Source organism: Paenibacillus sp. FSL M7-1455 (assembly GCF_038004655.1).
Lineage (GTDB): Bacteria > Bacillota > Bacilli > Paenibacillales > Paenibacillaceae > Paenibacillus_AQ > Paenibacillus_AQ cookii.
Genome location: NZ_JBBORO010000001.1, coordinates 839,960 through 853,877, shown reverse-complemented (window position 1 = coordinate 853,877; position 13,918 = coordinate 839,960). Strand labels below are relative to the sequence as shown.

Here is a 13,918-nt window from a genome sequence, read left to right as displayed (position 1 = left end):
CTGCCGTTCTTTGATGAAGAAGGAATTTCATGCGCGAACGGGTATAATGGGAAAAAGGCTGCGTAAATTTTTTTGCGCGCCCGTATCCTTTAACGCCATCCCAAACGTTTATTATGTAGAGGCCTCTCAAGGAGAGTGATTAACATGTTAATCCATAAAGAAATGGAAGACGTTTACCCGAAACTGAAGCACTTCTGCCTGAGCGTGACCGGCAATCCTTGGGACGCCGAGGATTTGGCCCACGACTCCATGCTCAAGGCGCTGAGATTTTGCCAAAAGGACCCTTCAGGCAAACGAACGCCTAGCTTCCCGCTGTTGGCTACGATCGCCCGCAACCACTGGATTGACCAGCTGCGCAAAAAAGGGCGCGAAACGACGGGCCAGTCCGTAGACGAACCGTCCTCCGACAAACCGCTGGAGCTTTTGCTCAGCGGACTGGAGACGCTGATGGAGCGATTGACGCCCAAGCAGCTGCTTGCCTTCGTGCTGAAGGATGTCTTCGAATACAAGTTGTCCGATATTGCCGATGCGCTCGAAACGAGCGAAACGGCCGTCAAATCGCTTTTGCATCGGGCGCGCCACAATGTAAACGGAGAAGAGCTTCCGGACCCCCCCGCCTCCGCCCAGGAGTGGGAGCCCGTCGATGCGGATTGGTTCCAGCGGCAGCTGCTCGTTGCCATCCGCATGGAACAGCCCGAGCTGCTTAAGCGGCTGGCCGTCCAACTGCGGAAGGTCAAGCAAGCAGAACCTGCGCAGCGGCGTGCGCATCCATCCGGAAGCGGGCCCATATCCCTTCGTTTGCGTGCGGCGTAGCCCTTTCGCAAGGCTCATTTTGAATACCCGAAGGAGGCTGCATGCATGAACACGATTCCTTACGTCGTCGAGCAATCCCGTCTTGGGGAACGCTCGTATGATATATACTCCAGGTTGCTGAAAGACCGGATCATTTTCCTCGGTTCCGAGGTGAACGACCAAGTGGCGAACAGCATCATCGCCCAGCTGCTGTTCCTCGCCGCCGACGATCCGGACAAAGAAATTTCGCTGTACATCAACAGCCCGGGCGGATCGATCACATCCGGGTTCGCGATCCTCGACACGATGGATTACATCAAGCCGCAGGTAAGCACGATTTGCATGGGCATGGCTGCTTCCATGGGCGCATTCCTGTTCCTCGGCGGCGCCAAAGGCAAACGGTATGCCCTGCCGAACAGCGAATTTATGCTGCATCAGCCGCTAGGAGGCGCACAGGGGCAGGCCAGCGACATCGAAATTTCCGCCCGCCGGATCCTTAAAACGAGAGAAAAAGTCAACAAATTCATCGCCGAAAAAACCGGCCAACCGCTGGAAAAGATATATAAAGACGCCGATCGCGACTTCTTCCTTACCGCCCAGGAAGCCCTCGAATACGGGATGGTAGACAAAATCATTACGCAGCCGCTGACCTAAGCGCGAAAAAACAATAAGGCAAAAAGCGGTCCCGAAGCATGAATTGCCTCGGGCCGCTTTTTCTCGCGTTTAAAGCCAAATCAAAAAGAAAACCAAAAATTGCACGGATCCGGCGATCTCCATCATGCCGACCTTCATCGGCTTTACCGTTTTGCCGGAAAAAACCAGCGCCTTCGCCAAAGGGTAAAGAAACGCCAGGCACATCCACGGGTTCAAGGTGAACAACGGCAGCAGGAGCGCGATGACGTGGTACAAATGCGAGTAAACCGTCCAGCGTTTATTTTTTCGTTCCCGGAAAACCGATTTAACGAAAAATACGGTGCCCGTAAAATACAAAAAATTATAGAGCATAACCTCCAGCAGTTCCCTGCCCCAGGTCCCTCCGCCCAGCATGTAAGCCGCCGCCCCGCCGGTGCAGAACAGCAAGATGGCGCTTATATCGTTGGCGAACGCCCGCTCGGCTTTATGTCGGACATGCCATACCGGCACGAACACAAGGACGATCAGCACGGGGGCGAAACCGGCCAGCCAGGGATTCCATATCAAAAGCGGAACAAGAAAAATGGCCGCTGCCGCCGCATATCCGATCCCCCAGGAAAGCCATCTCCCGCGGTTACTCGTCTTTTTCAGCGATTGCAGCAGCGGATACGACGCCATGTACAGCAGCAGCCAGGCCAAAAACAGCGGGAGATGAAGGAGCGTCGGTTTGGCCGCAGACATGCCGGTGAGAAAAGGGACGCTTAGCATAGCCCAGCCGCCATGTTCCCTTGGAATGACCATATGACTTTTTTTCATCCTCATTCAGCCCCCGATATAAGACATCCCGATTTTCTTCCGATGAGAGGCCATATGCTCCGTTCGTTCTTCGGAATACCTGTCCTCCCGCTTCTCCCATACGCTTATGATAGCCTCAAGCAGCTCGTCGTCCGAAGCGCCTGCGCGAAGCAGAGCGCGGAGGTCGAAGCCGGCCGAAGCAAAAAGGCATGCGTACATGTTCCCGTCGGAAGACAACCTCACCCGCGAACAAGCGGAGCAAAAAGCTTCCGAGACGGAGGAGATGAAGCCGACCTCGGCCCGGCCGTCTGTATAACGGTACCTCTGGGCCACTTCCCCGGGATGGTCGGGACATACCGGCTGCAACGTTGCGTCCCCGCCCAACCGTTCGAATATTTCCCGCTTCGTCACGACGCGCCCGAGGTTCCATCCGTTTTCGTTGCCGACGTCCATAAATTCGATGAAACGCAGCGTAATCCCCTCGGATTTGCAATATCGGGCCATCGGCACGATCTCGCGGTCGTTCACTCCCTTTTGCACGACCATATTGACTTTGACCTGAAAACCGATCTCCCTGGCCTGTTCGATATGGCGAAGGATGATGGCCGGCTGGATGCCGCGGCCGTTCATGGCGCCGAACAACTCGGGGTCCAGTGCATCCAGGCTGACGTTCAGGCGCCGAAGCCCCGCATCGTACAAACTTTGCGCCTGCTTTCCAAGCAGGAGTCCGTTCGTCGTGCAGCCGATATCCTCGATGCCCGGAATGCCCTTCAGCATTCGGATCAGATCGGGGAGGCCGCGCCGCATGAGCGGTTCGCCGCCGGTCAACCGGATTTTACGCACGCCAAGCTTGGCATAAAGGCCCGCGAGGCGCGCGATTTCGTCCCATGACAGCAGGCTTTCTTTTGGCAAGAACGCATAATCGTCCCCGAAAATGTCCTTCGGCATGCAGTACGCGCAGCGAAAATTGCAGCGATCCGTCACGGAAATCCGCAAGTCCCGCATCGGCCTGGAAAGCCGGTCTTGAATGATATTTGCCGCCATGGGCAGCCGCCCCCCTCGAATCATATCCGTCATTACCCCTGCAGCGGCAACCCCGTCAGCGCGGGATCATCCCGCCGGACATTGCCGTGAGGAAGCTGGCGCGTAATGTCGCTAAACGTGCCTACATAATGAACCACGTCCCCCGCATCATCCTTTACGGCGTTAATGGTTAACAGCTCTAAATACTCCTCGCCGTTTTTCCGGCGGTTCCAAATCTGTCCCTGCCAGCTTCCCCGCTCCATGATTTCGGCCCACATGCGGTCGTAAAATTCGCGGGATTGGCGGCCGGATTTGAGCACCTTGGGATTTTTGCCGATGATCTCTTCCTCCGTATACCCCGTAAGCTCCGTGAAGGCCGGATTGACGGCATGGATTTTCCCTTTCGTGTCCGTCACAAGGATGCCTTGGCCCGTCGAGTTAAACACCTCGGAGGATACCGCCAGTTTATCCTGGTAATACATCCAGACCACGATGACCAGACTGGCTAAAGCAACCTGGGAAAGCGCCATGAAGCCGATGGAGTATTGACCCGTCACCGAATGGATGAAGGAAAGCATCAGCGGCGGGAAAAATCCGCCCAAGCCGCCCATCATGGACACGATCCCGTTGACGATGCCGGCCTGTTTGTTGAAATAAAGCGGAACCAGCTTGAAAATAATGCCGTTCCCTAGACCCGCCCCAACGGCGATGGTTAAGCAGCCGGCCGTATACAAACCGATGGAGGGCGAGAAGGCAAGCAGAATCGCCGCGATCGTCAGCCCGACAAAAACGGCCATGAGCAAAAACAGCGGTTTGAATTTATCCGCAAGCCAGCCGCCGACGGGACGCAAACAGGTGGCGACGACGATAAAACCCGCCGTACGCATCCCTGCGTCCACTTTGGAGAGCTCGAAATGCGACACCAAAAAGTTCGGCAGATAGACCGTAAACGCTACGAACGACCCGAACGTGATGAAATAAAACAGGGAGAAAAACCACAGCTTTTCATTTTTGTAGACCCCTTGGATTTGCTCCACGATCGGCGTTTTTATTTTTACTTCTTTACGGTCGCCCAAAAAAACGTTCAGGACGGCGAACAACAGCAGCAAAATCAAATACAGCCGGACCGTGCTGCTCCACCCGATCTGCGTGGCGATAACGGGAGCGGCAAACGTGGTGACGGCCGTGCCGATGTTCCCCATCCCGTAAATGCCGTTGACCAGCCCCAGCTTTTCTTTGGCGTAATATTTGGGCAGCGAGGTAACGCCGACCGAAAACACGGCCCCTCCGATTCCGAGGAAAAGCCCCCCGATGACCAGATGGGTAAAAGACGAAGCCGCGCTAATCAAATAGACGGGGAAAAGCAGCAGGATAAAGCTTGCGATAAATACGATCCTGGCCCCGACCACATTGGCGTAATACCCTAACGGAATCCGCAGGATCGAACCCAGAACGACCGGGATTGCCGTCAGGATCGCAAGCCGGTCCGCCGGAATGGATATATCCTCGCGGATGAACGGCAGAAGCGCGGAGATGATGACCCATACCATAAACCCCAGCACCAGATTCAATGTTTGCAGCGGCAGCTGCATTTTTTTGATCACGTCCATCACCTTTTTCAAACGTATTGAATGGCTGACTGTATTGATCCCCATGTCTTATTGTAAGTGCATGTATTCACAAAGGTAATAGGGAAGTTCCCTGAACCTTGCCGGGGAACTTCCCTATATATCGATGATGGTGAAACGGAATGGATTCAATTGAAGTATGGCCTGCACATTTTACGAGTTCGCGAAAAACCAACAAGAAGTTAAAAATCGAGAAGCTTTTTCTTCAGCGCATATTCCACCAGCTCCGGGCGGCTTTTCAGATTCAGCTTCTCCATGATTTTGGCCTTGTGGGCTTCCACCGTCTTCACCGATACGTACAATTTCTCCGCGATTTCCTTGTTGCCGTATCCTTTGGCGATCAGCGGCAAAATTTCGATCTCCCGTTTGGACAGGCTGTTAAACGGATCGTTGTCGGCACTTTCGCTGTCTTTTTTGATGAACTCCCGCACCAGCGAGGTCGCCATCTGGGGATGGATGTAGGTTCCCCCTTTATGCACCATGCGAATGGCCGAGACGAGCTCCTCATCGGGCGCGTTTTTGAGAACGTAACCCGAAGCGCCGTTTTTAAGGACGTGGAACAGGTAATCGTCATCGTCGTACATCGTTAATATCAAAATTTTCGTCTCCGGAAAATCGGCGCTGATCTTGCCTGTTGCGATCAGTCCGCTCTCGCCGGGAGGCATGCTTAAGTCCATCAGAAGCACGTCCGGACGATGTTTCGCCACCATCGCGTATGCCTCCAGGCCGTCGGCGGCCGTCGCCACGACTTCCATGTCCGGCTGGTAATTCAGGATCATGGAAAAGCCGCTGCGGACGACCGCGTGATCATCCGCGATCACGATTTTCATGATTCGCTTCCCTCCCCTTCAAATGAAGATATCGGAATGCGGAGCTGAACGGTCGTCCCGCCGCCGGGAGCCGACAGCAGCATGAACTGCCCCCCGACCAGTTCGGCGCGTTCGCGCATGCCGTACAGCCCGAGGCCGGTTCCTTTGGCTTCGCCGGCATTCAGGTCGAATCCGACGCCTTCGTCGCGAACCGTCAGCAGAAGCCGGCCTTGTTCCTCGCATAACCGCACATGAACCTCGTCCCTGCCCGAATATTTCAGGGCGTTTAACACCGCCTCCTGGCATACGCGATAAACGACCGTTTCAATTTCGCTGCCATACCGGGCGGCGGCCAGCTCGGCGGAGAAATGGACGAGGATGCCGTAATTTTTTTCGATCCATTTGAAATGCGAACGGAAAGCGGCCTCCAGTCCCAGATCATCCAAGGAAGCCGGACGGAGCTCCACCGACAAATGCCGGATATCGTCGAGCAATCGGGTAAGCGACGCCTCGGTTTGCTTCAATTTGCCAAGCACATCCTCCCCCACGTTCATGTATTTGAACACGCGCAGGTCGACAAGCAGGCTCAGCAGCTCCTGGGCCACGCTGTCGTGCAGCTCGCGCGAGATCCTTTTCCGTTCGTCTTCCTGGGCCTTAATGACATATTTCAGCATGTTCATCCGCTGCAGCATTTCCTGCGTCTTCTGCTGTTTCGTCAGATCGAGCAGCATCAGCACCCGGATTCCGCGGGACTCGTCGATCGTATGATAGCTGGCCGCATACGGGACGATCCCTTCGCCGCGCGTTTTCAAGTACACCTGGAACGAGGAAAATTCCCCTTGAGGGTAATCCAGATAACATTTGGAGCAGGAGATCAGATCCTTTTCATCCGTATACCCCTTGCAGGTTTGGCAAAAGGATTCATCCACGCCCGAGCGCATCCGCCGGATCACGTCGACGTCCAAAATGTTCTCCGCGGCCGGGTTCATGGCGATCACGTTGCCGTCCTCGTTGATAAAAAAGATAGCCTCCATGCTGTTCAGGTACATCTTTTTGAGCAGATCGTGCAAATGCTCCTCCGTCATTTGAATCAAGGGTGCGCCCCCTCCTTTACGCGGAACGCTCCGAATTCCGTTTCAAGACCTTGCTGAAAAAGCACGAACGAGGATTCATCCAGCCGATCCTCCGTCCGATACCCCGCAAGCAGCACGCCGACGACGCGTTTTCCCTCCCAAAGCGGAACGGCCCCCAGGCTTTTCAGCTGCTCGGCGACGATGATCGGATAATTGAACAGGTCCCTTGAGTTCAGGTCTGCCGCGACATTTTGAATAAGCATCGGCTTGCCGGTTTTGAATACGATGCCCGCAATCCCCTTGCCGGAATGAAGCACGATCCGTTTGTAACGTTCGTTCAAATTTCCCGAGGCATACTGCCAGGTTAACACGAACCGGTCCTCAGCCGGCTGTACCCATGCCAAGGACACGAAATCGAATCGGAACCGTTCCCGAAGCTTGTCGATTTCCTCCTGATAATGAAAGCCCGGCTGATTGTTCATCGTCATAACTCCCCCGATGTAGAAAAGAAGGCCGTCAGCGCCTTCTCTCGTCTACTTTTTATCATGGCGGTCCCTTTATGCAGATTTGCGGTGCCTTCTATACAGGATATATCTTCTGCCCAAATAATTCAAAGGAACGCTCCACACATGGACAAGCCGGGTAAACGGCCATAAGGCGAAGATGCAAAAGCCCGCTAATACGTGTATTTGAAAACTAAGCGGAACGTCTCGCATCAACGAAGCGTCGGGGCGCAAGATGAGCAGATCCCGGAACCAAACCGATATGCTCTCCCGGTAGTTGAAATCCGGCTGCGCCCAATTGGTAACCAGCGTGCTGTACATGCCCATAAACACGATGAATAAAAGCAGCGCATTGACGATCAAATCCGAGGCCGAGCTGAGCCGGCGCACGTTTTTGAACGTAAACCGCCGGGCCGTCAGCAGCAGCATTCCCGCCAATGTCACCAGACCGAACACCCCGCCGACGTACACCGCACCGATGTGGTACAGATGGTCGTCGATCCCCGCGGCCTCCATCCATGACCGGGGAATGCCGAGACCGACGATATGCCCGCCAATGACGGGAATGATGCCCAGATGGAACATCAGGCTTCCAAGCTTCAAATGTTTTTTCTCGATAAATTCGCTCGATTTGGCCGTCCAGTTGAATTGGTCCGTACGGTAACGGTAAACATGGCCGACGATAAAGACCACCACGCACATATACGGAAAAATAACCCACAGAAACTGATCCATCATCTTCATGATCCGGCAGCCTCCTGAACGATGCATGCTTTAAACGTGTCGCGCAGCCCTTGAATGAGATGGGAATAAGGGCTTTCGAGCTTTTTCAAGGCCTTAAGAAGATGATACGTACCGTCCTCCATCACGGCGACCACCAGATCCAGGCTTTCCGCAGCTTCCTTTTCCCGTCCCCTCCAGTCGGCCGCAATCAAAAACTCGCACATCAGCGGCAGGTAATCCGACAGCTCGGAGCTGTTGATATCCAGGCCGAACCGCTGATAGGTCTCTTTCAGCCCGACCAGCATCTTTCCGCGCTCCTTCCCGTCGCCGAATTTCGCGTAGGTCATGTAAAGCGTCGTTTCCTTTTGAAAATCGAACGTTTGAACGTACATCTCCTCGATGCTTTCCATGCTGTATTCGTGCATCAAATTCCAGAAGGTAAGAACCGAAGCATATGCCGGATGGGAGTAACCGATCGACTCCTCCAATACGAGCGGATGAAAATCAAGCTTCTCCGGGTACGTCAGCATCCGGGCGAAAAATCCGAACGCAGCTTTATGCCCATGCAGCTTTTCGATGTTAATCACGCCAGATCCCCCCGTAGAAGTTCTCCTCGTACAGCTCTTTGCCGGTTTTGCCCTGCGGGCTTGCCGGGCCGCATCCGCCGCATGCCGCGCCGAAGCCTTCGAGTCCTTGGGAGCGGTAGACGTCCATATGGCTTTCTTTATGCGACGTCGGGATGACAAACCGGTCTTCGTATTTGGCGATCGCCAGCAGACGGTACATCTGTTTGATTTGGGCGGCTGTCAGGCCCACCCGTGCCAGACGCGCTTCGTCAAACCCGGCCCCGGACGACTGCGCGCGCATGTAGGAACGCATCATCGCCAATTTTTGCAAGGCTTCCTTCACCGTCGCGGCGTCGCCCGCCGTCAGCAGATTGGCGAGGTACTGGATCGGCGTGCGCATCTCTTCGATCGCCGGGAAAATCATGTCCGGGTTCGCGATCGAATCCCTGCCTTCAAAATAGTTCATGATCGGACTCAGCGGCGGCACATACCATACCATCGGCAGCGTCCGGTATTCCGGATGAAGCGGGAAAGCCAACTTGTATTCAATGGCCAACTTGTAAACAGGCGAGTTCTGCGCAGCTTCGATCCATTCTTCCGTGATGCCGTCCTTTCGCGCCTGCCCGATGACGGCAGGATCATGCGGATTGAGGAACAGATCGCATTGTGCCTGGTACAGATCCTTTTCGTCCGGCGTGGAGGCCGCTTCCTGCACCCGGTCGGCGTCATACAGCATCACACCCAAATACCGGATGCGGCCGGTGCAGGTCTCCGAGCATACCGTCGGCAGCCCTGCTTCGATTCTTGGAAAACAGAAGGTGCATTTCTCTGCCTTGTTCGTTTTCCAGTTAAAGTACACCTTTTTGTATGGGCAGCCGGTCATGCAGTAGCGCCAGCCGCGGCAAGCTTCCTGGTCCACCAGCACGATTCCGTCCTCGTCCCGCTTGTACATCGCTCCCGAAGGGCAGGATGCGACGCAGCTAGGATTCAGGCAGTGCTCGCACAGGCGGGGCAAATACATCATGAACGTCTGCTCGAAGTTGAACTTGATCTCTTCCTCGATCTTTTCGATATTCGGGTCCTTCGGCCCCGTTACATGGGCACCCGCTAGGTCGTCTTCCCAGTTCGGGCCCCATTCCAGGTCCATCGTTTCTCCGGTGACGGCCGATTTCGGACGGGCCACCGGCTGATGTTTCTTCTCTCCGGCATTGGTTAGATGCTCATAGTTATAGGTCCATGGCTCATAGTAATCCTTCATTTCCGGCATATCGGGATTGTAGAAAATTTTGCCGAGCGCGATTTTGGACAGCTTGCTGCCGGATTTCAGCTGCAACTTCCCTTTATGGAGCGTCCAGCCCCCCTTGTATTTCTCCTGATCCTCCCACTGGACCGGATACCCGACGCCGGGTTTCGTTTCGACGTTGTTGAACCACATATATTCGGCTCCGGGCCGGTTCGTCCAGGTACTTTTGCAGGTAACGCTGCATGTGTGACAGCCGATGCATTTGTCCAGATTCATTACCATGGCGACTTGCGCTTTAATCTTCAAGCCAATCCACCTCTTTCATTTTGCGGACAGCCACGTACACATCCCGCTGGTTGCCGATCGGTCCGTAGTAGTTGAATCCATAGCTGAGCTGGGCATATCCGCCGACCATCTGCGTCGGCTTGACGTGAATCCGGGTCGGCGCGTTGTGGCTGCCGCCACGTTCCTTCGTGATCTCGGAGCCGGGGACGTTGATATGTTTATCCTGGGCATGGTACATGTACATCGTTCCCTTGGGCATCCGGTGGCTGACCACGGCCCGGGCCGTCACGACCCCGTTGCGGTTGTATACCTCCAGCCAGTCGTTATCACGAATCCCGTTCCCCCCCGCATCTTCGTCGTTCAGCCACACCGTCGGTCCGCCCCGGAACAGCGTCAGCATGTGCAGGTTATCCTGGTACGTGCTGTGGATGTTCCATTTGCCATGCGGCGTCAGATAGCGGAGCACAAGCGTGTCTTTGCCGCCGGCAACCTGTTTGTCGCGAGGTCCGAACACCATCGGCGGCAGCGTCGGTTTGTAGACCGGCAGCGCTTCGCCGAACTGCCGGAAAATTTCATGGTCGATATAAAAATGCTGTCTGCCCGTCAGCGTCCGGAACGGCACGAGGCGCTCGATATTCGTCGTAAACGGCGAGTATCTTCTGCCCATTTTGTTCGATCCGCTGAACACCGGCGTCGGGATGACTTCCCTCGGCTGGGCGGTAATGCTCTGGAAGGTAATCCGCTCCGCGGCGCGATCCGCCGAAATGTCCTTCAACGGCACGCCCGTGTCCTTTTCGGCGGATTCCCAGGCGCGCTGCGACACCCGGCCGTTCGTAGCTGAGGAAATGTTTAATATGACATCCGCCGCGTTTCTGGCGGTATAGAGCTTCGGAAGCCCGCTTTTGATCGAATCGTCTTCATACGTCCCGTTCATGGGCTTCAGCTCTTCGTATTCCTCGGCCACCGAAAAGCTGACGCCGTGCGCCCCGACTTTGCCCGTTGCCAAATTCGGTCCGAGCGTAATGAATTTATCGTAAATTTGCGTGTAATCGCGTTCGACGACGGTCAGGTTCGGCATCGTTTTGCCCGGTACGGCTTCGATTTCCCCTTTGCGCCAATCCTTCACTTCCCCGTAAGGCTGAGCGATTTCGTTCACGGAATCATGCGCGAGCGGAGTGCTCACCAAGTCCTTGTATACGCCGGGCAGATACGTCTTCGCCATGTTCGAAAACGTCTGCGCGATCGTTCTGTAAATGTCCCAGTCCGAGCGCGATTCCCACAGCGGATCCACCGCCGGATTAAACGGATGGACGAAAGGGTGCATGTCGGTCGACGACAGGTCGGTTTTTTCGTACCAGGTCGCCGCGGGCAGAACCACGTCCGCATACATCGGCGTCGCCGTCATCCGGAAATCGAGGGCCACAAGCAGGTCCAGCTTGCCCTCCGTATTTTCGCGCCAGACCATTTCTTCCGGCTTTTCGTCTTCATTCGGCTCCGAAAGCAGGCCGTCGGACGTTCCCAGCAGATGTTTCATGAAATACTCCTGGCCTTTGGCGGAGCTTGAAATCAGGTTCGAACGCCACACGAACAGGGAACGCGGGAAATTTTCGGGCGCGTCGGGGTCTTCCGCCGCAAATCTGGTGTTGCCTGAAACGATCTCCTGAAGCGCATGTTTTACGATCTCTTCGTTTGCGGTTTTCCCTTGTTTCGCCGCTTCTTCCGCAAAAGCCAGGCTGCTTTTGTTGAACTGCGGGTAGGACGGCAGCCAACCCAGCCTTGCCGCCAAAACGTTATAATCCGCCGGATGCCGGTAACGGATCTCCCCGCCCGTCGGCGATTTCAGGGAGTCTGCGCCCATCTCCTCATATTTCCATTGATCGGTGGCGAAGTAGAAAAACGAGGTCGCGTTTTGCTGGCGCGGCGGCCCCTGCCAATCCTTGGCGAAAGCGACCGTGGACCATCCCTCGATCGGCCGGCATTTCTCCTGGCCCACGTAATGGGCCCAGCCTCCGCCGTTTACGCCCTGCGAAGCCGTCAAAATGACGAGGTTCAAAATCGCGCGGTAGATCGTGTCGCTGTTGAACCAGTGATTGATGCCCGCCCCCATGATGATCATGGAGCGTCCGCCCGTATCGAGCGCGTTTTGCGCGAACTCGCGGGCAATCTGGATCAGGACCGAGGCTTTGACCCCGGTGATCTTTTCCTGCCAGGCAGGCGTGTAGAACGAATTGGCATCGTCGTAGCCTGCGCCTGCTCCTTCCGTGCCGCTTCCCGCCCGGCCGATCCCGTATTGGCTCAGCATGAGATCGTACACTGTTACGGCCAAACGTTCGCTGCCATCGGCAAGCCGGATTTTTTTCGCCGGAATATGCCGCTCGAACGTGCCGTTGGCGTTGTTATCGAAATATGGAAAATAGATCGTCTGCAGCTCTGCTCCCTGTGCTGCAACGGACATGGCCGGAGAAACGACGGAACCGTCCTCGCGTTCAAGCTTCAGGTTCCACTTTTGGTCCTGTTCCCAGCGCTGGCCCATCGTACCGTTCGGAACGATGATCTCTCCGGACGTTTCGTCGATGATGACCGGTTTCCATTCGGCGTGCTGGGACTCATCGCCCAAATCGCTTGCCCGGAGGAACCGGCCCGCCTTATAACCACCTTCGTATTCCTCGAGCAGGAGAAGAAACGGCATATCTGTATACTGTTTTGCGTAGTTCAGGAACATCGGCTCCTGCCGCTCTTCGTAAAACTCTTTTAAAATGACATGGGTCATGGCCTGCGCGACGGCTGCATCCGTCCCCGGATTCGGGGCCAGCCAATGGTCGGCGAACTTCACGTTTTCCGCATAGTCCGGCGCCACCGATACGACCTTGGTGCCTTTGTAGCGTACTTCGGTCATAAAATGGGCATCCGGCGTCCGCGTTAACGGCACGTTCGAGCCCCACATGATCAAGTAACCGGCGTTGTACCAGTCGCTCGATTCCGGCACGTCGGTTTGCTCGCCCCAAATTTGCGGGGAAGCCGGGGGCAGGTCCGCATACCAGTCATAGAAGCTGAGCATCTCGCCGCCAAGCAAGGATATGAATCTCGCCCCTGAAGCGTAAGAGATCATCGACATCGCCGGGATCGGCGTAAAACCGGCAATCCGGTCGGGGCCGTATTTGCGGATCGTATAGATTAACTGCGCGGAAATCAGCTTTGTGGCATCCTGCCAGGATACGCGCACATGGCCGCCTTTTCCGCGCGCTTGTTTATAGCTTTTGGACTTTTGCGGGTCTTCCGCGATGCTGGCCCAGGCGGCGACCGGATCGTCGCCATGCTCCTGCAAAGCCTCATTCCACAAGCGCCACAGCTTGCCGCGAATATATGGGTATTTCACCCGCAGCGGGCTGTATTCGTACCATGAAAACGAGGCGCCCCGCGGGCATCCGCGCGGCTCGAATTCCGGCATGTCCGGGCCGCAGGAAGGATAGTCGATCTGCTGGTTCTCCCAGGTGATGATGCCGTTTTTGACGAACACCTTCCAGCTGCACGAACCCGTGCAGTTCACGCCGTGCGTCGTCCGCACGACCTTGTCGTGCGACCAGCGGCCGCGGTACATATCCTCCCAGTCCCGGCTTTTTTCTTCAAGAACGGACCAATCGCCCGAGTAACTTTCCAATCGTTTGAAAAATTTGAGTCCCTGTTTGCGTTTCATCGGACGCTCCACTCCTTATGCATGAATGACAATGATCGGGGAATCAATATGTCGTCCATTCGGATACTTTTATTATGGAGGCCGCCCTCCGGGGTTCCTATTAGGGAAACTCCTATTTCCCCGCCAAAATTCCCTCGGTGTCGCCTATCCG

At 55.5% G+C, this 13,918-nt stretch carries 12 protein-coding genes; 2 read left to right on the top strand and 10 right to left on the bottom strand.

Features of this window, described 5'->3' with window-relative positions; translation table 11 throughout:
• Positions 1 to 144 precede the first annotated feature (144 nt).
• Positions 145 to 813, top strand: a complete 669-nt coding sequence (locus NYE48_RS03840) for an RNA polymerase sigma factor (protein WP_340996971.1) — start codon at positions 145 to 147, stop codon at positions 811 to 813.
• 45 nt (positions 814 to 858) lie between these two features.
• Positions 859 to 1,446 (top strand): ATP-dependent Clp endopeptidase proteolytic subunit ClpP, encoded by a 588-nt coding sequence (gene clpP, locus NYE48_RS03835; protein WP_036715762.1) that lies wholly within the window; start codon positions 859 to 861, stop codon positions 1,444 to 1,446.
• Positions 1,447 to 1,515: 69 nt separating this feature from the next.
• On the opposite strand, the gene NYE48_RS03830 is transcribed toward clpP, so the two are convergent.
• From NYE48_RS03830 to NYE48_RS03785, 10 genes are all read right to left on the bottom strand, one after another.
• Positions 1,516 to 2,241 (bottom strand): YwiC-like family protein, encoded by a 726-nt coding sequence (locus NYE48_RS03830; RefSeq protein WP_212950138.1) that lies wholly within the window; start codon positions 2,239 to 2,241, stop codon positions 1,516 to 1,518.
• Between the two features lie 6 nt (positions 2,242 to 2,247).
• On the bottom strand, positions 2,248 to 3,264 hold the full coding sequence (gene moaA / locus NYE48_RS03825) for a GTP 3',8-cyclase MoaA (protein WP_340996966.1): 1,017 nt from the start codon (positions 3,262 to 3,264) through the stop codon (positions 2,248 to 2,250).
• Positions 3,265 to 3,296: 32 nt separating this feature from the next.
• Positions 3,297 to 4,847, bottom strand: a complete 1,551-nt coding sequence (locus NYE48_RS03820) for a nitrate/nitrite transporter (RefSeq protein ID WP_340996964.1) — start codon at positions 4,845 to 4,847, stop codon at positions 3,297 to 3,299.
• Between the two features lie 206 nt (positions 4,848 to 5,053).
• Positions 5,054 to 5,701 carry a response regulator transcription factor gene (locus NYE48_RS03815; protein WP_340996961.1) on the bottom strand — a complete coding sequence of 216 codons (648 nt, stop codon included), beginning with the start codon at positions 5,699 to 5,701 and terminating at the stop codon, positions 5,054 to 5,056.
• Entirely contained in the window at positions 5,698 to 6,774 is a 1,077-nt protein-coding gene (locus NYE48_RS03810; protein ID WP_340996960.1) for a sensor histidine kinase, read from the bottom strand. Before NYE48_RS03810 ends, NYE48_RS03815 begins: the two co-directional genes overlap by 4 nt.
• Entirely contained in the window at positions 6,771 to 7,235 is a 465-nt protein-coding gene (locus NYE48_RS03805) for a GAF domain-containing protein (RefSeq protein ID WP_340996958.1), read from the bottom strand. Before NYE48_RS03805 ends, NYE48_RS03810 begins: the two co-directional genes overlap by 4 nt.
• Before the next feature lie 75 nt (positions 7,236 to 7,310).
• A complete protein-coding gene (gene narI / locus NYE48_RS03800) occupies positions 7,311 to 8,000 on the bottom strand; it encodes a respiratory nitrate reductase subunit gamma (RefSeq protein WP_340996956.1) in 690 nt (229 codons plus the stop codon).
• Positions 7,997 to 8,566 (bottom strand): nitrate reductase molybdenum cofactor assembly chaperone, encoded by a 570-nt coding sequence (gene narJ, locus NYE48_RS03795; RefSeq protein WP_340996955.1) that lies wholly within the window; start codon positions 8,564 to 8,566, stop codon positions 7,997 to 7,999. Before narJ ends, narI begins: the two co-directional genes overlap by 4 nt.
• Positions 8,559 to 10,094, bottom strand: a complete 1,536-nt coding sequence (gene narH, locus NYE48_RS03790) for a nitrate reductase subunit beta (RefSeq protein ID WP_340996954.1) — start codon at positions 10,092 to 10,094, stop codon at positions 8,559 to 8,561. The genes narJ and narH overlap by 8 nt, the downstream gene beginning before the upstream one ends.
• The gene (locus NYE48_RS03785; protein WP_340996952.1) at positions 10,084 to 13,767 is read right to left on the bottom strand and encodes a nitrate reductase subunit alpha; all 3,684 of its coding nucleotides are present in this window, start codon (positions 13,765 to 13,767) and stop codon (positions 10,084 to 10,086) included. The genes narH and NYE48_RS03785 overlap by 11 nt, the downstream gene beginning before the upstream one ends.
• Positions 13,768 to 13,918: the final 151 nt, after the last annotated feature.